Genomic DNA, 22,224 nt, shown 5'->3' with positions numbered 1-22,224 from the left:
AGAATAATATGGAATGCATAAAAATGCCGAAATGGAGTTGGTATCATGTGAAAACTAGTGAGCTTGAAAAACTTTCTTCTATAATCCCTCGTGATGTAACATCTTATTTCTCTCAATTTGTAAAGAAAATAAGTTCTCCTTGTGAAAATGGATTATATGTTTATACGTTATCACCAAGTCAAACTTGTGTATATGGTTCGTTTTTATATGATCAAGATAAAAAGGACGCCAAAATTCAAAACTTTCTTCATTATTTCGTAGCTCATGGAATACTGATAACGGTCCAAGAAAAAGAGGAAGAGGATTTTCAAAAATTAATACATAATTCCTCTTTTAGTGTAAAAAATTGTAATAGTTCCGCTGAAGGATTATGTGCTATCTTATCAATGTTTATATCTCACTACTTGAGAAAGGTTGACTATTTCGAAAACAATTTCAGAAATGTATTATGGGATTTTTATCATCATAATAACATAGCAGTTTTAGAAAGAATTTATCATATTCGTCATGAATTATTTATGAACACACATGTGTTTCGCTTAATACAAGAAGTGTTACAAGGCCTGAAAGAAGCTTGGTTAGAAAACCTAACAAACACCCTTTGTTATAAACAAACACACGTAAAATTAGAGCGTGGATTACAACTTGTTAAAGAGTACCAAGAAGAATTAGACACGATGATTCATTTACAAGAAGTTGTTTCTTCTCATCGTGGGAATGAAATTATGAAAGCTCTTACTGTATTAACTGCTGTAAGTACGCCTTTGACGGCCTTAGGAGCATTGTGGGGGATGAATTTTAAATATATGCCTGAACTAGAATGGAAATATAGCTATTTAATCGCTCTCTTATTTATTATTTTCACAACAGTGGGTATGTATTTGTATATGCGATTGAAAGGATGGACAGGTGATTTATTACGAGTAAAGAAAAAGAAATCTTTTTTTAAATCCAATTAATCCTTTTTATAAAAAATATGATAGATATTAACCTAGATATATGGTTAGGAATATTTATTAATTGAGGTAGTATCATATCCCCATCAAGTTAAAGTTTTGATGTTCACGCAATGATAAAAATGGTGAATATTTATATGAAAGATTAGAGCTCTTCTTCTTGTAGGAGGGCTCTAATCTTTGTTTAAAAACTATATCATACACATAGGCAGAATCATTATCTGAAATTTGTCCCGATTCAATTTAGAATACGACAAAAGAGAACTTGCGTTAGAAAACAAGCTCTCTTTAAAAGAAATAACGTAATTGAGATACTTATATAGTAACAATTGTTTTCTTCTAATTCCATATGTCTTATGTTGAGAAATAAATTATAAGTGGCTTGATAAAGCTAAAATGAATGATTGACATAATATTTTGACGATAATATAATGAATCTCGAATTCAAGATAACTTGTAAAGGATTGGTAATTACGAGGGTGATTAACGATGAGAGCCTATCTTTAAAGTTATTTGTTATATTATCAAGGGAATTACAGTCAATCACTAAACGTATTGAAAAGGATATAAAAATTTATGGACTTAATCCAACAGAATTTGCAGTGCTTAAGCTATTATACAGTAAAGGCGATCAGCCTATACAAAAACTTGAAGACAAAACATTACTTGCAAGTAGTAGTATCACGTATGTAGTGAATAGGTTGGAAAAGAAGAGGTGAAAACCATGTCCTAAAGACTGCCGTGTCATGTATGCGTCAATTACTTCAGAAGGTATTGAATCGATGATATTATTTTTCCTCAGCATAAAGAGGAGATTCGGCAAATATTTGGTAGTTTGGACTATATTGAGAAAAAAATGATAATGAAACGGTTGAAAAAGTTAGGATATTACGCACAGAAATTGTAAGTTTGTAGAGGCTATTTCTGTTTAGTAATATCCTAATTACATATAAATTAAATAAATAGGAGGAAAAATTAATAAGTGGTAGTAAATGTATTATAATACAAAATCAATAAATCATATTATTTAAATCAGTACAGTAGGGAATAAAGTTGTTATATTAACGTATACATATCGTCCTTTTCATTATAAATCTTTCATAAAGCGGAGAGTGGGTATCAAGAATGGAATTACGTCATTTAGAGTATTTTATTCAAGTTTGTAATAATAATAGTTTTACTAAAGCTGCGGAAGTTCTAGGTATTTCACAGCCGACTTTAAGCCAACAAATCCGTGTGTTAGAAGGTGAACTTGATACACCCTTGTTTCATCGAGTTGGAAGAGGTATCAAAATGACAGAAGCGGGTAAGTTGCTATTTGATAAAGGAAAATTTATCATGCAACAATTTGATGACGTTTATAATGAAATTTTTGAATTAAAGGGGGTAAAAAGAGGGGTAATTACTATAGGAGGTTTATTAGAGGATCTCACTTATTTAACACCTTATATTATGAAGTTTCAACAACATTATCCTAACATCGTAGTAAAAATTATAGAATCTGAAGTTGCTGTAAATCAAATCGTTGATAAAAATATTGATATAGGCATCACGCGTAGTGCTCAAATTCCAGACACATTAACAAGCACCCTTTTGTATAGCGAAGAGCTTGTCCTTGCCATTCCAAAAAATCATCCTTTGAATGAAACATCATTTGTTTCTTTTCGAGAATTAGTAGGACTGAGTAGAATAATGGTTTCATGTAGTTGTCGTGAATCTATTAAAATATATTGTGAGAGTTTAGGGTTATCTTTATCCGAAGCAAATATAGAAACAAAATCTTCTATTTCTCTATTGAGTCTTGTATACAATGGACATGGGGTTGCCATAATACCTCTTTCACTGGTTAACTTCGTTAATAATGATACTTTGAGCATAGTTCGTATTATTGAACCAACACCAAGTCAAGATATTAATCTTATTCACTTTGATGATAAATTTTTAAGTTTTGCAGCACGTATCTTTATGCAGAAGTTAAATGAACCTAAAAAAGTATTAGTATAATAGAAATAATAATGATTATAGTGTGGGAATTAAAAATGATACATAATTCTTAGGATAAGACCTAAATTACAGTTAAAGGGCAAGTAGATTTATATGTGTGGTGTAGTCGCTTCAAAAGGGAATACCATGGAATTTTACTTAAGGGGAGAAGGCTGTTAAAAACAAGTCAAGTTAATCAATTAACTCTTCGGTCTTATCGCATAGTAATAGATTCCATTAGGGATATACTGCTATTTCTTTTTACATATTCTTATTGCATAAAGAAAACCACCGGGCATTATACCGGTGGTTTTGACTTAGAAAGCAAAGCAAGTACAACCAATACCCCATTTAGTTCCATCTTTTCCTATTATGGTATGAGTGTGTTGATGGAGAGGGTTACTGCAACTATGTAACTTGTGATCATGGGCATCGTGAGAAAGTATAGTGTGGGCTAGGTTAGCACCACCATAACCATAAACTCCCGTCGGTGACCAATTAGGTGATGCTGGCGGCAATTCAGGTGATAGCCTTTTAAATTCATCATTTCCATAAACAACCTGCCCACCCATAATAGTGAGTAATGATTCAAGGTTCTTGATTTCTTCTTCTGGCACAGTAAAGTAGTCAGCAGACAATACAGCAATATCAGCAAATTGACCTACTGCAAGGATTCCCTTTTTACCTTCATCACCAGAGAACCACGCACTTCCTTTTGAATATAATTCCAGGGCTACTTTTCTATCAAGTTTATTTTTTTCGTCGTATATCGAAAGACCACCAATGGTTTTTCCGGCAACCATCCAGTAAAGAGCGACCCAAGGGTTATAGCTGGAAACCCTAGTTGCATCACTACCTGCGCCAACAGGTATACCTAGGTCTAACATACGATAAATCGGAGGAGTACGCTTTGCAGCTTCCTTTCCGTATAAATTAACAAAGTATTCACCTTGAAAAGCCATGCGGTCTTGGATAGCAATACCGCCATTTAAAGCCTTAACACGTTCCATACTACGATCTGAGATTGTTTCTGCATGGTCAAACCACCATCGTAGACCATTAAAAGGAATTTCTTTGTTGACTTCCTCAAATACATTTAAGAATCGTGTGATTGACTCGTCATAAGTTGCATGTAAACGGAATGGCCAACGGTTTTCTACCAATAGAGAAATTACTTTCTTTAAGTCAGCTTCCATCATCGTAGCTAGTTCGGGCTGTGGCATTTGAAATTTTTCAAAATCGGCTGCCGAGAATACTAACATTTCTCCGGCACCATTCATTTTATACTTATCATTTCCTTGACCTGGAGAAACAATTTTTGCCCATGAAGCAAAGTCTTCATATTCATGATTTGGATTTTGTGTAAATAGATTATAAGCAATACGCAAAGTTAATTGTTCCTTCTCAGCTAAATGTTCAACAACTTTGTAGTCATCAGGATAATTTTGGAAACCGCCACCTGCGTCAATGGCACTTGTAATACCTAATCTATTTAATTCGCGCATAAAATGGCGAGTTGAATTAATCTGGTCGTCAAAATTAAGTATTGGAGCTTTACCCAAACTTGAATAAAGAATAGAAGCGTTAGGATTTGCAATTAAAAGGCCCGTTGGATTACCTCGTTTATCCCGTTCAATTAAACAACCTGGAGGGTCTGGGGTATCTTTTGTGTATCCCAGTGCACGCAGCCCTGCACGATTTACAAGTGCTCTATCGTAAAGATGTAGCACAAAGACAGGTGTGTCTTCAGAAACAGCATTAATCTCTTCCAAAGTTGGCATCCGTCTCTCTTTAAATTGAAATTCAGACCAACCTCCAACTACTCTTACCCACTGAGGAGCAGGTGTACGCCTTGCCTGTTCTTTGAGCATTTCGAGAGCAATGGCAATTGAAGGCACACCTTCCCATCGTAATTCCATATTATAATGAAGACCGCCACGAATAACGTGTATATGAGAGTCATTCAGACCTGGAATAGCTCTTTTTCTTTTAAGGTCTATTTTTTTTGTTTTTTCTGTGGCGCTATCAAGAAGCTCATCTCCACCTATTGCAGTTATTAAACCATCAGTTATGGCGATAGCAGATACCTCAGGTTGAGAGGGATCAAGGGTAGTAATTTTTCCGTTATATAAGATCATATCAGGTAAATTCATATTCACACCTCGTCTACTTCCTATTATTTTGTAACCATGGATGAAATAATTTACCGAAAATCGGCATAACTACCCATGATAGCAAGGACACTATACATACAGAAACAAAAAAAGCGGACATAATAGGATTCATATGTTTTATGATAGGTCCTATCAATTTAGGAACTAACATGCTAAGAGGCCATACACCCAGAAGGGTAACGATAGACATTTTCCATTTTTGAGGTGGGACTGGCGTTTTCGGAGTAACAAACCAATAAGCCAAACTGCTTTCAGTTTTATAACTTGGATTAGTAACTTGAAATTGTTCGGCCGTTTTTAACAAATCTCGGCGAACATCTGATTCTTGCCAAGCACGTAGATGCTCATACGTATCAAAGCGAAAAATAACAGTATACTCTCTGAATTCGTTATTTGGGACTATTAGATTTACACCTAAATGTCCTGGGAATTTAGTAGCGGCAGCTTCAATTTCGTGTCTCCATGTTTCAAACTGTTTTTCTTTACCCTGTTGAATTTCCCATGTAACAATCGTTGTTACTGGATCGGCAGCATCCATCGCGTTCCCTGTATAAGTCTCTTCGACAGCTACTCCTTCTTGTTTCATATTTTCCTGCTTGGAAGCGCACCATGCACCATAGTATATGCGTATTCTACACCTTGACCATAAGCACCAGTGTGTTCCTTTACAATCTCCATTACAGCATCATAAGTATCTTTGTGTGCCCAGTCACGTTGGTATTCAAGTAAAACTTGAATTGCTGTCACTGGAATTGCACCAGCTTGTTCTACACGGCGCATAGCAGCGTTATGTGCTGTCAAACTAGTACCACCTGAAGCATCATCAACTGCATACACCTCATAGCCAGCTTTCATTGCTTCAAGCACAGGGAATGCAAGGCAAACTTCAGTCCAAAGTGCTGCAAATATTAATTTCTTTCTACCTGTTGCTTTAACTGCTTCAACAAATTTTGGATCTTCCCAAGAGTTCATTGAACTGCGTTCTATAATTTCATGGTTTGGGAATATGTCAAGAATTTGTGGCCAAAAATAACCAGAAAAGCTACGTGTCTCAACTGTAGTAAGAATAGTAGGTACGTTAAAAGTTTTTGCTGATTTAGCAAGCAACATAACGTTATTAATCAATGTTTGTCTATCAATACTTGCAACTCCAAAAGTCATTTGAGGCTGAAAATCAATTAAAATTAAGGCACTGTTCTCTGGATTTAACAATTCTAAATTACTCATAATAAAACGCTCCTTTTTTTAATTGTTGAAAATAATATATTTTCAACAATTAAAACTGTAATCGTAAAAAAAAATTTTGCTATACCTTTTAATTTAAAAGAGAGTGCTGATTTAATCAGCACTAAATGTATACTATCCATTTTTTTGAAAGTGATTTAAAGTCATTTCTTTGAAATACATTTATGCATTTTGTTTACTAAGATCTCGCTGCGCGCCCATATAGCTTCCAATTATATTTTGATAGCCTGGAAGATTACTAGCAAGCAAATTACCAAAACCTTCGACATCGTTGCGCCAATCGCGTTGTAATTCGCAAGCTACGCTAAACCAGTTCATAAGTTGCACGCCACTATGTGCCATGCGAGTATTTGCAGCATCTGCAACTTGTTTACTGAAAGTTCCCGAAGCATCAGTAACAGCAAATACTTCATATCCAGCTTTTATAGCGGAAAGTGCTGGGAAAGTAACACAAACGTCCGTAACTACGCCCGCGATGATAAGTTGCTTCTTTCCAGTTTCTTCGATTGCTTTTACAAAATCATCATTATCCCATGCGTTAATTTGTCCAGGGCGAGCTATTTTTTGTGCGTGAGGAAAGAGATCAACCAATTCTTGCATTAAAGGTCCGTTAGGTCCGTTTTCAAAACTTGTTGTTAAAATAACTGGTAAATCAAAAAACTTAGCAGTGTGAGCAAGAGCTAAAACATTGTTCTTAAATTCATCAACACCATAGTCACGTACTAGTCCGGACATAAGACCAGTTTGATGATCTACTAAAAGCACGACAGCATCATCTTTGTTAATACGAGAATAGAGATCAGTCATTATGTATTCCTCCTAAAAATTAAGTAATCGAAGAAAAGTTAAATAGTCGAATACTATCATAAGTTTCTTCGTTTGTTACGATTCGTTTATAACTAAGCTGACCAATAATATTAGTTATAGCAGCATTCATAGAACATGAAGTGCTATACAAATTTATAGTATTTGAAAACTGATTCGTTAATCAATTCTAAATTATCTATAATTCGTATAGGTCGTAACTATAGTTGTTTTCACTATAAAATAGATTGATTTTACCTATACATTCTATAGATAGAACGATATTGATAGTCACCTATTTTTGTTATTACAATTGAATATGAGTAATGTTCAGTAAGTATTTTATGATGAAAAAGATATTAGAGGGGGGATTGTTCCAAAAGGAGAAAATGAATGCATTGGAACAATAGAGTTTCATACTTAGAGTTCACAACATAAACGTGCATGAATAAGTTATGAGATTCATCCGGATTATTGAAGAAAAGGATACATATTAGAATATTTTTTGGAGGTAGAAGCATGGCTAAAATTACTGTAGGAACCGAAAACCAAGCACCAATTGAGATATATTATGAGGATCATGGCACAGGAAAACCAGTTGTACTAATTCATGGTTGGCCGTTAAGCGGTCGATCTTGGGAATATCAAGTTCCCGCTCTTGTTGAGGATGGATACAGAGTTATAACATATGATCGTCGAGGTTTTGGAAAATCATCTCAGCCGTGGGAAGGGTATGAATATGATACCTTTACTTCTGATTTACATCAACTATTAGAACAGTTAGAGCTTCAAAATGTCACACTTGTTGGTTTTTCTATGGGTGGAGGCGAGGTAGCCCGGTATATTAGTACGTATGGAACAGATCGTATTGAAAAGGCTGTTTTTGCTGGAGCAGTTCCTCCATATTTATACAAATCAGAGGATCATCCTGAAGGGGCATTAGATGATGAAACAATTGAAGCATTCAAAAGTGGTGTGATAAATGACCGCCTTGCATTTCTTGATGAATTTACTAAGGGATTTTTCGCGGCTGGTAATCGAACAGATTTAGTTAGTGAACCATTCCGTTTATATAATTGGGATATTGCAGCCGGTGCATCACCTAAAGGAACGCTTGATTGTATTACCGCCTTTAGTAAGACAGATTTTAGAAAAGACCTGGAGAAGTTTAATATACCTACTCTTATTATTCACGGTGACTCTGATGCAACTGTACCTTTTGAATTAAGTGGAAAACGTACATATGATGCCATTCCTGGTAGTAAACTCGCTTTAATACAGGGCGGTCCACATGGGCTAAATGCAACTCATGCTAAAGAATTTAATGAAGCACTCCTATTATTTTTAAATGACTGATTACAACTATATAATTGTTAATTGATAAATTATAAACAAGTAAAAATAAATCTAAAAAAAGATGCTCTTGGATAAATCCAGGAGCATCTTTTTTAAATGCGGAGTAGTGCACCACCGTAATCAATTCAAAGAATAGAAATCTTCTATAACGAAATTCCTATTCATTTTTTAATGGTGATATTGAGATGTTAGGTTGATAAATCTCCATTAATTTTGGATTGAATATTCTTCTTAACAGCTAAAATGTATTGATTAGAGTTTTTTAGATTTCTTAGAAGTATTGTTATATTACTATCAAGATAATATTTTGAATAATCCTCAAAACAAAGAAATGTACATTTTTTTGAGGAAGAAATATCTTGTCAGAAAACAATAAAATCTTATTAATTTTTATAATTGGTAGAATTTTTGTGGAAATAATCCTCTTAATATATTAAAATAACATCGTATTATGTCAGATTTTAATTAGGGGAGAGAAATTTTATGTTGAAAAAAATCATTCCAGTTGCTTTAGCATTAAGTACAGTTACTTTTACTAGTGTATTTGCTACGCCTTCAGCCCAAGCAAGTACAGAACAAAACCGCTACATAGATGTGCAAATGCTCGGTATTAACGATTTTCATGGGCAACTAGACACTGTAAAAAAAATTAACAATAAAGATGCAGGGGGAATCGAGTACTTAGGGGCTTATTTACGTGATCGTGAAAAACAAAATCCGAATACATTAAAGGTACATGCTGGCGATGCTGTTGGAGCAAGTACTCCTGTTTCAGCATTATTACAAGACGAACCTACAATTGAATTTCTAAATGATTTGAAATTCGATGTTGGAACGATAGGAAATCATGAATTTGATGAAGGTGTTGAAGAAATGAACCGCCTTATTTATGGTGGATACCATGAGAAAACAGGAAATTTTAAAGGAGCAAAATTCCCATATGTTGCTGCAAATTTCTATAATAAATCCACCGGTCGTTTATTTTTACCACCATTCACTATAAAAAAGGTACAAGGAGTTCCTGTTGGATTTATCGGAGTCGTAACAACGGATGTTCCTAATCTTGTTATGCCTACTATGCTAAAGAATGTAGAAATTACAGATGAAGTTGAAGCTATTAACAAATCCGTAAAGCAATTAAAAAAACTAGGCGTTAAATCTATCGTTGTTCTTGCACATAACGGAGGTACAACAGATGGGAACGGCGTAACAAATGGTGATATCGTCCGATTAGCAAATGAGACTGATCCAGAAGTCGATGTTATTTTTGGTGGGCACAGCCACACCTATGTAAATGGAACTGTCAATAATAAACTTGTCGTACAAGCAAATTCTTATGGTATGGCTTTTGCTGATGTTGATGTAAAGATTGATCGTAAGACACAAGATATTGTTGAGAAAAAAGCAGAAATTGTTACAACTTATCATGAAGGCATAGAGCCTGATAAAAACATCAAGAAGAAGATGGAGAAATATCAAGCAAAAATCGCACCTCTTGTTAATGAAGTTGTAGGTAAGTCTATTGCTCCACTAGATCGCAAACTCAATACGGCTGGTGAATCTACTCTTGGAAATTTAGTTGCTGATGCCCAGCGTACAACAATGCAATCCCAAATTGCACTTATGAATCCTGGTGGTATTCGTAATGACTTAGATGCTGGTGATATTACATGGGGAGAGATATATGGTATTCAACCATTCGGAAATCAATTAATAAAGGTAAATTTAACAGGTCAAGACATTCGTGATATTTTAAATCAACAATGGCAAAAAGACATAACAAGAATGCTTCAAATTTCAGGGATCCAATACACTTGGGATGCGAATAAGCCTAATGGAGAAAAAGTAACAAGTATTCGCTTAACAAATGGAGAAGAAATCATTCCTTCTAAAACTTACAGCGTCGTTGCGAACGCATTTCTAGCTTCAGGTGGAGATGGATTTGTATCCTTTAAAAACGGTAAAGATGCTGAAACAGGACCAACCGATTTTGAAGCACTAGTAGATTATATAAAAAAATCAAAAGAACCAATTCAGTCTATTATTGATGGAAGAATTCAAAAAATAAATTAGTTTTTTATTAATCTCAAAAACAACTAGATTACCTGTGCGCTATACTTTTTAGTGTGCAGGTAATCTAGTTTTTTGATTTGAAATAGTCTAACTGTGGCCAATGGGTATACCGTCTAGATGCAGAGTGCCGAAAAAAAATGAAATAAACAAAAGTCGATATCCTGGACGTACAGGGAGTCTTTTTTTGAAAAAACGGGACATAGCGAACATCAAACGGCTTAACGATGGATGTTAAAAGTATAAATAATGAACTAGAGTTATCATTTGCTAAGACGAAGGAAGGGGAAATGGCTGAAAGAAAATGCGCATCGTGCAGGATTTATTATTCGCTATGTAGGGGATGATGCTGAAAAAATATACAAGGAAAAACTAACTTTAGGGGAATATATGAGATAAGAAGGCTAAAGTGAATTGGAAATCTGTATTTTTTGTTTGGAGAATAGTATTTTATAAAATAGTAGGGTACTTTATTTTAATAGATTGAACAATTGCCTATCTAAAAATTTGATAGGCAGTTGTTTTCTTTTGAGTAAAAAGTGAAATGATTTTATTATGTTCACACATATGAAAAGTGTAATGTATAAATATATCCTAAACACCAATTATTGCCCCTCATTATTGGCGATAGGATAGCTACTTAAGGACAAAAAAGAATTGGCTAACTTTTGTGCAAAATGTAATGGAGGCTCTACAGATTGGATATGAATATACATAATTAAGGGATTCATGTAAAGCCAGTGATTATGTAAAGCACTTACAATAATTCCTTGTTGTACAATTGATTTCATAAATGCAGGAGTCTCTTCTTGTAGAATAGCGATTTCGCCTAAATTTAATGCATTACCATTTTGATCCAACGATTCAAAACTTACTCCGACGGGTACTACATAGGTACTCGGTTTTCCTTGAACAAGCACCCTAAAATCGCGGTGAAAAGACACCGAACAACCACCTTGACTTATTTTACTTTTCCCTTTAAGTATTGTAGCAAATTGTTCACAAATGAAATTAAAATTTTGCATAAATTCAATCCCTTTCTCGTACAAAATTATGTAATTAGAGATTTGATTGATGAAATACAGATAAACAATCTTTCTTCAACATTCAAAAAACAGGATGTAATTTTAATTTATTTAATGTTTATTTTAAAAGAAATGCACGTTATATTATTTAAATATTTAGAATTCAATCGAAAATGATTAGTATATTCGAGTTATTAAATTTATGATTCATGATAGTCCGTTCGAGATATTGTTATAAAAAATCTATAAAGTATGTAATTATACGCTTTTAGTCTATGTAGGTTAGATAAATATGTGTCTAAATTTGAATGATAAAACTAGAAAAACAACGGTGAGAAAATAACCAATAATATTTTATTTTCTATAAAAAGTACTGCTAAATAGTATTTTTTTCGAAATAAGTCTTTCTTATATAAGTATATTGCTACTATGAACATATCTATTTAAAAACAAGACTTTTTTGAATACAAAAGAATGGGTTCTAAAATACCTTGCTTATTCACGAAGAATTCAGTTGTTTCTCCTTGTATCTATTTATATTTTTAAGTATAGAAAAAACCTCTTATGAATATAGAAGGGAATTCCTTATGTTTTTCTTAAACAAATTATTAAATTACGGTTATTTTAACCAAAATTTTCATAGAAATACCTTTTAAAAGAACGTTAGTTCGCATATAATAAGAACAAGTGTTCCTTGTTAGGGGTGATAACCTTGTATGATTATTCTCTTTTACCGAATCGTATTATTCTTTGTGTAGACCTTCGTAGCTTCTATGCAAGTGTGTCATGTATTAAAAAAGGACTGGATCCACGTTATACAAAATTGGCTGTCGTAGGAGATGTAAATCGGAGTGGATCAATCGTATTAGCAGCAACACCGCCATTAAAAGCGTTAGGGATTAAGAAAATGGCAAGGTTGTACGAAATACCGAAGCGGCCAGATATTATTATTGTAAATCCGATTATGCATACGTATATGAAATGTTCAACTTTCATAACTAGTTTGGCTTTGCAGTATGTTGCGCCGGAAGATTTTCATCAATATAGTATCGATGAGTTTTTCATGGATATGACTGCAAGTATTCATTTGTTTGCGAGTAATCCGTGCGAATTCGCATTAAAGCTCAAGCGAGAAATATATGAACGTACACGGATTGAAAGTACGATTGGTATAGGGCCTAATTTATTATTGAGTAAAGTAGCGATGGATATTGAAGCGAAAAAGAGTAAAGATGGAATAGCGCACTGGACGTATGACGATATACCCGAGAAGTTATGGAGTATTAGACCACTCAGTAAATTTTGGGGTATATCGTACAAAACTGAAATGAAATTGAATCGAAAAGGTATACATACAATTGGAGAATTAGCTCAGTATCCTTTGAAATATTTAAAGCAATCTTTCGGTGTAATAGGGGAAGAATTACATTTACATAGTAACGGGATTGATTTTAGCAGAATAGCAGAGAAATACGTTCCAGCGACAACATCTATAGCGAAAAGCCAAATATTATTACGGGATTATTCGATAGGAGAGTTCGTAGTTATTTTATTAGAGCATATAGAAGAAGTTTGTTATAGGTTGAGAAGAGAAAAGAAATATGCACAAACAATTCATTTTTCAATTGGGTATAGCAAGGAATATGGAGGGGGAATAAAAAAGGCACATACGTTAAATCGGGCAACAAATGTAACGATGGATATGTACAATGTTTGTACATATTTTTTATATGAGCGCTATACAGGAGAACCGATTAGATCGTTAAGTGTCTCATTAACAAACCTTATTAATGAAGGTGAAGAGCAAATTTCGCTTTTCGATAACATTGTACAAAGGGAAAAAGAAATCCGATTAACGAAAGTTATGGATGAAATTCGAACACGGTTTGGTAAGAACAGTATTTTACGTGGGATTTCCTACACAAGCGTCGCAACAGCAAGATATAGAAACACATTATTAGGAGGACATAAATCGTGAAGAATGCTAATATGCCAAAAGGAAGAGGGATGGTAAAGTGGCAACCGTTCTCTAGTATGCCAGAGCAATTCGCAGTTATTAAAGAAATGATACATGCGAAAACGAAAGTCACGCGTCCGATCTTAACAGAGGATGCAAAAGAAGTGCTTGAAAATAAGTTGTTATGTTCCTATTTAGGTGAGGAAGAGATTTTACTTACATATTATAAAGGTGGCTACTTATATAAAAATTACATAACAGTAGTTGATATTAATCCATTAAGAGAGGTGATTGTGTGTACTGATGCTTTTAGTACTAAGCGTACTTTTAAGTTTGTTGATGTAATTGAGATTAATTAAAGTATGTTTCTATGCAGTAGGATTATTTTTTAGCCTACTGCATAGAAAGGTCAGTTACAGTACTACACTTATACTAAAATATCTTATCCTTAACTTCCTACTGCTTTTATCCCGTAAACGCCCGATTGGTGAAGGCTAATAATCAGTGGGGGATGAACAAAACCCCACTGATTAAAGTTTCACTTTATTACCGTTAAGGATGATACGATAATGTGGAAAAATGATGAACTCTCTAAACGATAGAATTAGTACTACCAGAAGTTAAAGGGTTTCTTGAAATTACGAATACGAGCTGTTAGGTAGTACTATATTTATTTAGAAAAAGCCGTTTTAAATAATAGTAGACATAATCAAGGCAATACTTAATAACTAAAGAAAATAAGTAATTTAAACTTCAATTATGATAGGAAGGATCATTGGCTTTCTTTTTGTATGTGAGTATATAAAATGGCCAAGTGTTTCTCTTATTTCTCTTTTTAGAACATTCCATTGGTAAATATGTGCTTTTTGTAATGTGTTGATAGTTTCCACAACTAATTGATTAATTTTCTTTAAGAAATCTTCTGAATCGCGAACATATACAAACCCACGAGAAATTGTGTCTGGGCCAGAAATTATTTTTTCTTCCGTTTTACTTAAGGTGATAACTATTACAAGCATGCCATCTTCAGAAAGTTGTTTACGATCGCGCAATAAGGCGTTCCCAACATCTCCAATACCTAATCCATCTACATATATATTACCGGCAGGTATACGCCTAGTTTGCATGGCGGTTTGATTTTTAATATCAACAACATCTCCATTGCCGATAACATAAATATTATCTTTCTTGACACCAACGGATTCGGCCAATTGACGGTGATGATGTAGCATTCTAAATTCACCGTGTATGGGAATGAAGTATTTAGGCTTCATTAAAGTAAGCATCAATTTTAATTCCTCTTGATATGCATGTCCAGAAACGTGCATTCCTGTTGAACTTCCAGATCCATAAATAACATTTGCTCCTAATAGAAATAAGTTATCTATAATACGTGAAACATTACGCTCATTTCCTGGTATGGGGGATGCAGACAAAATGACTGTGTCACCTGGTAAAATATCAACTTGTCGATAGTTGCCACTAGACAATCGAGACAGGGCAGCCATAGGTTCACCTTGACTACCAGTGCAAAGTATAGCGACTTTTTCGGGTTCCATTTGATTAATCTCATTCGCTTCGATTAACATTCCTTCAGGTATATTCAAATAGCCTTGTTCTAAGGCGACAGAAACTACGTTCACCATACTTCTTCCGAGGAGGGCAAGCTTTCTATTTGTTTTTAAAGCGGCATCTACTATTTGCTGGACACGATTCACATTAGAAGCAAAGGTAGATATAATAACTTTTCTGTGAGCCTTTACAAAGGTTTCTTCAATTTTTTCGCCTACTAACCGTTCTGATGGAGTAAATCCAGAACGTTCGGCATTCGTACTTTCTGAGAGGAGAGCTAAAACCCCGTTACTTCCGATATTAGCCATTTTGTGAATGTCTGGATATTGATTGTTTATGGGAGTCAAATCAAATTTAAAATCACCTGTATGGACTACTGTACCTTCTGGTGTATGAAAAGCAATCCCGAGGCAATCGGGAATACTATGATTTGTTTTGAAAAAAGATAGGTTTATCTGTCCAAACTCAATTAAAGACTCAGAGTCAATAACAATTAACTGTGTCGAATCTTGAAGTTTATGTTCTTTTAATTTAATGCCGATTAAGCCTAAGGTTAATTTTGTTGCATAAATTGGTACATTCAATTGTTTTAAAAAATACGGAATACCTCCAATGTGATCTTCGTGTCCATGTGTAACAATTAAACCTCTAATTTTATCTTTATTTTCTTGTAAATATGTAACATCAGGTATTATTAAATCTATGCCTAATAAACTCTCGTCGGGAAACTTAGAACCACAATCAATGATTACAATGTCATCTGAATATTGTATGACATACATATTTTTACCAATTTCATTAACACCACCTAAAGCAAAAATAGATAGTTTATCATTTATTGTACTCAAATGAATATCCTCCTCTTAAAATCAAATTTACTTGAATCTATGTAAAGGTTTGTAACCAACTATTAATAAATAATTGGTTACAATTATCTCAAAGACCCATATCTTTTAATCCAGGACTATGCTCATTTGGCATTTCAGGAAGTTCTGGTACAGGAAAACCTTTTGGCGGGTCAGTTACTGCTAATGTTCCTTTGTTTCTACTTGGTGATTCACCTTGGAATATTTCTCCCATTCTTGTTGGATCTAAGCTAAAATTAAATTGTGCGTTATGGAATCCCATGTCTACATACTTTCTGCACTCTGGGTATTTATTAATATCATAGTTCGGCACAGGGAAGAGTTTCCCCCATTCAACACCCAATGTCTCTAAAGCTTTTGCGAAAGCATTTTGATGTGCATTATCACGCACAATTAAAAATGCAAGTGTTTCTCTAAATGTTTGATTTGAACTCATTTCATAAATTCTAGTTTTTTGAAGTACACCTGTAGATTCAAGTACGACATTATCTAGTAAATCGCTAATTAAGTTTCCAGGACTATATACCCAAGATCCATTCCATGGGTTGCCAGCTGCATCAACAGGCAATGAACTTTGAGCACCTACAATAAAGTGGTGAGGATTTGCATGTTTAACCGCTTCGTCAAGTGGTGCGTTGTCAACACCAGCATTTCCTGGCGTAGGTTCACCAGATCCAGTTAATAGTTGATTAATTGTATGTTGTACAAGTTCTACATGGCTTATTTCCTCTAAAAAAACACCTCGAAGTAAATCACGATATTGCTTCTCTTTCCCTCTGAAATTTGAACTTTGGAAGAAGTATTGCATCATTGTACGCATTTCGCCATAATGCCCACCTAATATTTCTTGTAAAACTTTTGCGGCAGCTGGATCTGGCTTGTCCGGCTTGATAATATTAATCAGTTCTTCCTTATAATAAAACATGAAGTACACCTCTTTTAGGTTAGTTAACATTGTTATCGTGTCCGTTAGTTGGTTACTTAATACTGTAATTCATTTTTTTACCAATAAAGTATTACCTCAAAATACAAAGTTTTTTGGAAATAACTATTTTTGATGTAAGATGAAAATGGGGGATAGATACTTAGCATTTAATAAAAAAAGATAAGATTACGAAATGTAATCTTATCTTTTCATTAAGAATCATGAATTGTAGCTTCAAGGCTTCAGAATGACTTTAATACAATCATCTTCACGATTATTAAAAATCTGATAACCATAGCTCGCTTCTTCAAGGGGAATTTTGTGTGTAATAATCTCTTTTGGATCAAATTCTTTATTTGTTATTTTTTCAAATAGTTCTGGCATAAAATGAATGACAGGTGCTTGTCCCATTTTAAGATTAATATTTCTAACCCAAAATGCACCGAGTGGAAATGCATTATAGTTGCCACCATAAACGCCTGTCATTTGAACCGTTCCATATTTTCTTACTGCTTTCGTAGCGATTTGAATAGGGCCGAGGGTTCCACCTTGTAATTTTAATTTTTGTTCCAAAAACTCTAAAGGTGATTTTTTTCCATCCATTCCTACGCAATCAATGACTACATCGGCACCACCATGTGTAATTTCCTTTAAATGTTCTCCCATATCAGGAAATTTTGTAAACTCAAACACCTCAACATTGTTAATCTTTTTTGCATAATTTATTCGGTAATCTAAGTAATCGACTGCGATTACGCGCTTAGCGCCTTGCATCCAAGCAAATTTTTGTGTCATTAATCCAACAGGTCCACAACCGAGGACGATAACAGTATCACCTCGCTTGACACCTGCATTTATTACACTCCAATAGGCTGTTGGTAAAACATCTGATAAAAACAGTAGGGATTCATCTTCAAGTTCGCAGGATTCTGGTATAACAAATGGAGTGAAATTTCCAAAAGGAACTTTTAAATATTCAGCTTGTCCACCAGGATGGTTACCAAATTTTTCTGTATAACCAAAGTATCCACCAGAATCATAATGAGGATTGGAGTTGTCACATTGGCTCTCCATTTCATGTTGGCAATAGAAACAATGTCCACAAGCAACGTTAAAGGGAATCACAACACGATCGCCTTTTTTCACTTTAGTGACATCTGGCCCGACCTCTTCAACGATTCCCATTGGTTCATGGCCGATAATGTATCCTGGAGGTAAAGGCATGTTACCTTGATATAAATGTAAATCAGAACCACAAATAGCGGTTGAAGTAATTTTTACAATAATATCATCTTTTTTTTCTAATTTTGCATCATCAACTTGTTTAACCTGTACTTGGTTTGGTCCTTGATAGGTCACAGCTTTCATAATTTCATATCTCCTTTTGAATCATTTCTCAAAACATACTGTATATTTATCCTTTGGCAAAACAGAAATCTTTATTAAACGGCGGTCTATACCTAGTGTTGTTATGAAAGTACGTTATAGCAGCTTTTCTTTCTTAAGTCTTTTGTCCTATTTTAAGAAGAAAATCAACATTTATACATAATCTACTTTCCATAAAAAGGATAACTATTATTTCATAGTTCGTAGCATATTAAAAACATCGGAGGTGAAAATATGGCAAACAGTAATAGTGGAAGTCGTAATGAATTATTAGTTCGAGGAGCTGAACAAGCTCTTGATCAAATGAAATATGAAATTGCACAAGAGTTTGGTGTACAACTTGGTGCAGATGCAACAGCTCGTTCAAATGGATCTGTTGGTGGTGAAATTACAAAACGTTTAGTAGCAATGGCTGAACAACAACTTGGTGGTAGAGCTAACCGCTAAGTGAATTAGTGAAAAATATAGCAAATCTTTAAATCAATTTCTTTTGTATATTTATAAAAAATAAACCCTTATAGTAAGTGGATTCTCACTCAAAGATTATCGATAATTTTCTTTCATAATCTTTGGGTATTTTATTTGTAAACTACTTTCCTAAACAATAAACACGCAGTGTTGGAAAGGTGTTTTCCATGCATAGTAGAAAATCTTTTGCAGGAAAAAGCATACTTAAAAATTTGATTTCAATATTGAAATCAATATTCATTATGATATTTTCGAAAGGGAGGAATTTAAAAATGGGTATATTAAGTGGAAATCCTCAAAATGAGCCTTTACATTACGGAGAGGTATTTGACATTTGGAGCTATCTTCTTGCTGCACAAGGTGCCATTGCAAGTCATCAAGTATTTATGAATCATACAGGTGATGAAGACTTGAAGAAGTTTTTAGAAAGCCTAATTGAAAATGATATGAATTCGGAAATAGAAGAATTAAAGGCGCTTTTAAAAGTTAATGGGGTCGCTTTACCGCCTGCTCCTCCAGAACGACCAGTTGCATCTATTGAAGACATTCCTCCGGGAGCACGTATTAATGATGTTGAAATTGCAGCTGCTGTTTCTACAGGGTTAGCAGCTGGCCTTGTGACATGTAGTCAAGTAATGGGAAAATGTCTTCGAGAAGATGTAGGCATGCTATTCGGACAATTCCATATGAAAAAAGCGCAGGCAGGTGTAACGTTGCTACGTTTAAGTAAGAAAAAAGGCTGGGTAGTTCCACCGCCATTACATGTAAGAAATTCTGATCAAGCTTAATAAACAAAAATAAAAAGTGGCCAACGCCACTTTTTATTTTTGTTTACCAGATTTATCCTCAAGTTTGGATTTATTTATTGTGGAAGAATTTATATATTCATCTGACATCTCCATAGCATATTTATCATGGTGAATAGGATTATGTTCTCTTAATTCATTGGCTTTATGCAGTACTAACTTCTGCATATAAATGTGGAAAAAAACTTCTATTCCGCCAATAATTAAAGCGGCTATAAATGAAGAAAATCCAATGTTACGAGTGGAATCTAAATCAGTAAACAACGATGTTAGCAACCAAATTCCAAAGAAGGTTAAGCCAAAATCTGCAATGGTGGCAATCATATTTCCGTATTTAGGTAAAATAAAGAGATCTCCAATTAAATAGGCAGCTCCTGTAAGAAGAAGAGAAATCAGTAATATTCTAGGAATTGAAATATCTTGAAAAATACCGAGTATGATTAATAATACTGCAGTTATAGCTGTATATTTAATTAATAAAGCAACAATATGTTTCATCATTTTCCTCCATTGTTTAAAGGTATATAGAATAAAATATTTCATTGAAAACGGGTTATGCTTTTATATAGCGTAACCCGTTTCATTTTGTGATGGAGGCATATTTATGATATCCCATGGCACGTATGTTGCATTTCGGTCTCCTACACACTACTATTTTTGGATAAAAGTGCATGAATTATACCTTCAAATACGTGGTCATAATTACCAGTTAATTAGATATATATTTTGGCATGTAATTTAACATATTAAAGAAAGAAGGAGGTGAATTAACATGTCAAACAATAATAGTGGAAGCAACAATCAATTATTAGTACGTGGCGCTGAACAAGCTCTTGATCAAATGAAATATGAGATTGCTCAAGAATTTGGTGTACAACTTGGTGCAGATGCAACAGCTCGTGCAAACGGATCTGTCGGTGGTGAAATTACAAAACGTCTAGTATCATTAGCTGAGCAACAACTTGGCGGTGGGGTTACTCGTTAATTTTATATGTTGAATGGATATAGAGGAGAGGCATATGGCCTCTCCTTTTTCATACATTTCTTTTTCAATTTATATTTAATATTTACAACTATAAAATATTAGAATTTGAAAATCTGAAATCTTATTTATATAGGTACTACTTTTAGCTATGATGCCTTAAATATTTAACTGAAGAGGATTAAATCTTTTATGAAACTAGAAGCTCATTTAAAAAAATGAATTTTAGTACATGGTTAAAGATATATAGTGTTGTATAAGTTTTAAGAATTATAAATAAAAAGCAGTTAGCAAAAGCTAACTGCAATGAGAAAGTTACATCCATGAATTTAAGGAGTATAACCATTTCATGGGTTAAATATAGTATGAATAAAGAAACTAATTTTATGTAAAAAAATTAAAAAAGAGCAGTTATTTATAATGACCGCTCTTTACTGGTAAGAAGTACAACCTGGGTAAGAAGCAGATTATACTACGGATATTATTTGTAGAGTATCGAGTTTTATTCACAAAGGTAGGATGAGTCAACATCTATATACAGGTTGCAATTTTTCAAAGAACAAGATTTTGATTTTTTATTACATTTTAGTTCTTGAATGTGAAAAGTATACAAAATATTTCTTTGTTTAATACATCTTTCGGTCCACATATTTTCCGTAATCAGGTACAGCAATTTTATCAAATTCTTGAACGAGTGTTTTGAGGTTTGTTGATAGCACTTCACCTGACATCGGTAGCCCATGTCCAGTAACAGCGACCAGAGGCTTTAATTCTTCTAATTTAATGACGGATTCTTTAGCAGCTGTCCAGTCTGTTGTTAAATAACGAGGCGGACCGCTTATTTCCTGTTCCTGAGTAATTACCTTATATAGATATTCCTGTTTCACTGTAACAAAAGCATCGCCAGCAATTAAAATTCGGTCTTTTTCGCGGAATAACGAAATATGCCCAGGGGTATGACCTGGTGTATGAATCCATTTAAACCCTGGCATATGTGGAACAGTTCCATCAGCAGGTAGCGTTTTTACGTTATTCCCTAAATCGATTGGTTCGTTAGGGAACAGAGGGGATATTTTCGCTATCATACCACCTTCAACTGTAGGATCTGGTTCAGGGTAGCTTTGTTGCCCAGTCAGGAACGGTATCTCCATTTGATGAGCATAGACTGGAACATCCCAATGTTTGACGAGTTCAATTATTCCTCCAACATGATCAAAATGTCCATGAGTTAAAATAATTGCTTTTGGGCGGCTATTTGCACCAAAGCGATCTTCAGCGACAGAGATAATTTCATCTGCAGATTTAGGCATTCCAGCATCTACTAAAACAAAATCATTTGCTTGCGGACTTCCGAATAAGCAGATGTTGACGATTTGAGTAGTGTAACAAAATAAATCAGGTAATACCTCGATGCCATGACCACTTCCAATTGAAGTTGCCGGAATAAACTTGTAATCACTTCCATAATTCATTTCATTATCCACTTGTTATCCCCCTAAAGTTATTTTAATACCACATTATAGTTCCCTAATTTTGAAAATCCATTTGTGGGGATTTGGTAAAAGGGATTTAGTATTACAAAAGCCAATTATTTTGGTTTTAGAATAAGAGGAGAGACTTTAACAAATATATATCACCTTATATAAAGT

Annotated in this window: 19 protein-coding genes and 2 pseudogenes; 11 read left to right on the top strand and 10 right to left on the bottom strand. The window is 34.1% G+C overall.

What is annotated here, in order from left to right; all coding sequences use genetic code 11:
* Positions 1-8 precede the first annotated feature (8 nt).
* The 3 genes and pseudogenes from JDS92_RS00655 (at position 9) to JDS92_RS00645 (ending at position 2,960) form a co-directional block, all read left to right on the top strand.
* Entirely contained in the window at positions 9-959 is a 951-nt protein-coding gene (locus JDS92_RS00655) for a magnesium transporter CorA family protein (RefSeq protein WP_199631343.1), read from the top strand.
* 428 nt (positions 960-1,387) lie between these two features.
* Positions 1,388-1,863, top strand: a pseudogene (locus tag JDS92_RS30740) (MarR family winged helix-turn-helix transcriptional regulator).
* A gap of 218 nt (positions 1,864-2,081) precedes the next feature.
* The gene (locus tag JDS92_RS00645) at positions 2,082-2,960 is read left to right on the top strand and encodes a LysR family transcriptional regulator (RefSeq protein ID WP_016108724.1); all 879 of its coding nucleotides are present in this window, start codon (positions 2,082-2,084) and stop codon (positions 2,958-2,960) included.
* A 296-nt stretch (positions 2,961-3,256) separates the two neighbouring features.
* Here the strand turns inward: JDS92_RS00645 and JDS92_RS00640 are convergent, their stop codons facing one another.
* From JDS92_RS00640 to ycaC, 4 genes are all read right to left on the bottom strand, one after another.
* Complete coding sequence (locus JDS92_RS00640) at positions 3,257-5,092, bottom strand: amidohydrolase (RefSeq protein ID WP_199631342.1); 1,836 nt, start codon at positions 5,090-5,092, stop codon at positions 3,257-3,259.
* 13 nt (positions 5,093-5,105) lie between these two features.
* Positions 5,106-5,699, bottom strand: coding sequence for an antibiotic biosynthesis monooxygenase (locus tag JDS92_RS00635; protein WP_000806845.1), 594 nt, complete (start codon positions 5,697-5,699; stop codon positions 5,106-5,108).
* The gene (locus JDS92_RS00630) at positions 5,696-6,340 is read right to left on the bottom strand and encodes a hydrolase (RefSeq protein WP_000067163.1); all 645 of its coding nucleotides are present in this window, start codon (positions 6,338-6,340) and stop codon (positions 5,696-5,698) included. Before JDS92_RS00630 ends, JDS92_RS00635 begins: the two co-directional genes overlap by 4 nt.
* Before the next feature lie 180 nt (positions 6,341-6,520).
* Positions 6,521-7,165, bottom strand: coding sequence for an isochorismate family cysteine hydrolase YcaC (ycaC, locus tag JDS92_RS00625; protein ID WP_000131223.1), 645 nt, complete (start codon positions 7,163-7,165; stop codon positions 6,521-6,523).
* Positions 7,166-7,681: 516 nt separating this feature from the next.
* On the opposite strand from ycaC, the gene JDS92_RS00620 reads away from it, so the two are divergent.
* From JDS92_RS00620 to JDS92_RS00610, 3 genes and pseudogenes are all read left to right on the top strand, one after another.
* Complete coding sequence (locus JDS92_RS00620; protein WP_098711655.1) at positions 7,682-8,518, top strand: bromoperoxidase; 837 nt, start codon at positions 7,682-7,684, stop codon at positions 8,516-8,518.
* A gap of 483 nt (positions 8,519-9,001) precedes the next feature.
* Positions 9,002-10,591 carry a bifunctional metallophosphatase/5'-nucleotidase gene (locus tag JDS92_RS00615; protein ID WP_199631341.1) on the top strand — a complete coding sequence of 530 codons (1,590 nt, stop codon included), beginning with the start codon at positions 9,002-9,004 and terminating at the stop codon, positions 10,589-10,591.
* Positions 10,592-10,732: 141 nt separating this feature from the next.
* Positions 10,733-10,987, top strand: a pseudogene (locus JDS92_RS00610) (D-alanyl-D-alanine carboxypeptidase family protein); the annotation flags it as partial.
* A 206-nt stretch (positions 10,988-11,193) separates the two neighbouring features.
* On the opposite strand, the gene JDS92_RS00605 reads toward JDS92_RS00610, so the two are convergent.
* Positions 11,194-11,613 carry a DUF1259 domain-containing protein gene (locus JDS92_RS00605; protein ID WP_001178952.1) on the bottom strand — a complete coding sequence of 140 codons (420 nt, stop codon included), beginning with the start codon at positions 11,611-11,613 and terminating at the stop codon, positions 11,194-11,196.
* A 712-nt stretch (positions 11,614-12,325) separates the two neighbouring features.
* On the opposite strand from JDS92_RS00605, the gene JDS92_RS00600 reads away from it, so the two are divergent.
* The gene (locus tag JDS92_RS00600) at positions 12,326-13,591 is read left to right on the top strand and encodes a Y-family DNA polymerase (RefSeq protein ID WP_199631340.1); all 1,266 of its coding nucleotides are present in this window, start codon (positions 12,326-12,328) and stop codon (positions 13,589-13,591) included.
* On the top strand, positions 13,588-13,929 hold the full coding sequence (locus tag JDS92_RS00595; protein ID WP_098911759.1) for a YolD-like family protein: 342 nt from the start codon (positions 13,588-13,590) through the stop codon (positions 13,927-13,929). Before JDS92_RS00600 ends, JDS92_RS00595 begins: the two co-directional genes overlap by 4 nt.
* A gap of 387 nt (positions 13,930-14,316) precedes the next feature.
* Here the strand turns inward: JDS92_RS00595 and JDS92_RS00590 are convergent, their stop codons facing one another.
* From JDS92_RS00590 to JDS92_RS00580, 3 genes are all read right to left on the bottom strand, one after another.
* Entirely contained in the window at positions 14,317-15,990 is a 1,674-nt protein-coding gene (locus JDS92_RS00590) for a ribonuclease J (RefSeq protein WP_199631339.1), read from the bottom strand.
* Positions 15,991-16,078: 88 nt separating this feature from the next.
* Complete coding sequence (locus tag JDS92_RS00585; protein ID WP_374191280.1) at positions 16,079-16,933, bottom strand: manganese catalase family protein; 855 nt, start codon at positions 16,931-16,933, stop codon at positions 16,079-16,081.
* Between the two features lie 234 nt (positions 16,934-17,167).
* Complete coding sequence (locus tag JDS92_RS00580; RefSeq protein WP_000649070.1) at positions 17,168-18,301, bottom strand: zinc-dependent alcohol dehydrogenase; 1,134 nt, start codon at positions 18,299-18,301, stop codon at positions 17,168-17,170.
* 252 nt (positions 18,302-18,553) lie between these two features.
* Between JDS92_RS00580 and sasP the strand changes: the two genes are divergently transcribed.
* On the top strand, positions 18,554-18,766 hold the full coding sequence (gene sasP, locus JDS92_RS00575; protein ID WP_016108716.1) for a small acid-soluble spore protein, SasP family: 213 nt from the start codon (positions 18,554-18,556) through the stop codon (positions 18,764-18,766).
* A gap of 293 nt (positions 18,767-19,059) precedes the next feature.
* Positions 19,060-19,575, top strand: a complete 516-nt coding sequence (locus tag JDS92_RS00570) for a DUF3231 family protein (protein ID WP_000512128.1) — start codon at positions 19,060-19,062, stop codon at positions 19,573-19,575.
* A 33-nt stretch (positions 19,576-19,608) separates the two neighbouring features.
* Here JDS92_RS00570 and JDS92_RS00565 read toward each other — a convergent pair whose 3' ends face one another.
* Positions 19,609-20,091, bottom strand: coding sequence for a YndM family protein (locus JDS92_RS00565; RefSeq protein ID WP_142345888.1), 483 nt, complete (start codon positions 20,089-20,091; stop codon positions 19,609-19,611).
* A 274-nt stretch (positions 20,092-20,365) separates the two neighbouring features.
* Between JDS92_RS00565 and JDS92_RS00560 the strand changes: the two genes are divergently transcribed.
* Positions 20,366-20,578, top strand: a complete 213-nt coding sequence (locus JDS92_RS00560) for an alpha/beta-type small acid-soluble spore protein (RefSeq protein WP_000069658.1) — start codon at positions 20,366-20,368, stop codon at positions 20,576-20,578.
* Between the two features lie 623 nt (positions 20,579-21,201).
* Here JDS92_RS00560 and JDS92_RS00555 read toward each other — a convergent pair.
* Positions 21,202-22,059, bottom strand: coding sequence for an MBL fold metallo-hydrolase (locus JDS92_RS00555; RefSeq protein ID WP_000368296.1), 858 nt, complete (start codon positions 22,057-22,059; stop codon positions 21,202-21,204).
* Positions 22,060-22,224 lie beyond the last annotated feature (165 nt).

This window comes from Bacillus cereus group sp. N12, from assembly GCF_016483575.1.
GTDB lineage: Bacteria > Bacillota > Bacilli > Bacillales > Bacillaceae_G > Bacillus_A > Bacillus_A toyonensis.
The sequence above is the reverse complement of the archived record's forward strand: the minus strand, read 5'-3'. Positions and strand labels throughout refer to the sequence as shown.

Bases quoted from the DNA above. Each gene is read 5' to 3' on its own strand.
- JDS92_RS00655 (WP_199631343.1), top strand. From the start codon at position 9: ATGGAATGCATAAAAATGCCGAAATGGAGTTGGTATCATGTGAAAACT.
- JDS92_RS00645 (WP_016108724.1), top strand. From the start codon at position 2,082: ATGGAATTACGTCATTTAGAGTATTTTATTCAAGTTTGTAATAATAAT.
- JDS92_RS00640 (WP_199631342.1), bottom strand. From the start codon at position 5,092: ATGAATTTACCTGATATGATCTTATATAACGGAAAAATTACTACCCTT.
- JDS92_RS00635 (WP_000806845.1), bottom strand. From the start codon at position 5,699: ATGAAACAAGAAGGAGTAGCTGTCGAAGAGACTTATACAGGGAACGCG.
- JDS92_RS00630 (WP_000067163.1), bottom strand. From the start codon at position 6,340: ATGAGTAATTTAGAATTGTTAAATCCAGAGAACAGTGCCTTAATTTTA.
- ycaC (WP_000131223.1), bottom strand. From the start codon at position 7,165: ATGACTGATCTCTATTCTCGTATTAACAAAGATGATGCTGTCGTGCTT.
- JDS92_RS00620 (WP_098711655.1), top strand. From the start codon at position 7,682: ATGGCTAAAATTACTGTAGGAACCGAAAACCAAGCACCAATTGAGATA.
- JDS92_RS00615 (WP_199631341.1), top strand. From the start codon at position 9,002: ATGTTGAAAAAAATCATTCCAGTTGCTTTAGCATTAAGTACAGTTACT.
- JDS92_RS00605 (WP_001178952.1), bottom strand. From the start codon at position 11,613: ATGCAAAATTTTAATTTCATTTGTGAACAATTTGCTACAATACTTAAA.
- JDS92_RS00585 (WP_374191280.1), bottom strand. From the start codon at position 16,933: ATGTTTTATTATAAGGAAGAACTGATTAATATTATCAAGCCGGACAAG.
- JDS92_RS00580 (WP_000649070.1), bottom strand. From the start codon at position 18,301: ATGAAAGCTGTGACCTATCAAGGACCAAACCAAGTACAGGTTAAACAA.
- sasP (WP_016108716.1), top strand. From the start codon at position 18,554: ATGGCAAACAGTAATAGTGGAAGTCGTAATGAATTATTAGTTCGAGGA.
- JDS92_RS00570 (WP_000512128.1), top strand. From the start codon at position 19,060: ATGGGTATATTAAGTGGAAATCCTCAAAATGAGCCTTTACATTACGGA.
- JDS92_RS00565 (WP_142345888.1), bottom strand. From the start codon at position 20,091: ATGAAACATATTGTTGCTTTATTAATTAAATATACAGCTATAACTGCA.
- JDS92_RS00560 (WP_000069658.1), top strand. From the start codon at position 20,366: ATGTCAAACAATAATAGTGGAAGCAACAATCAATTATTAGTACGTGGC.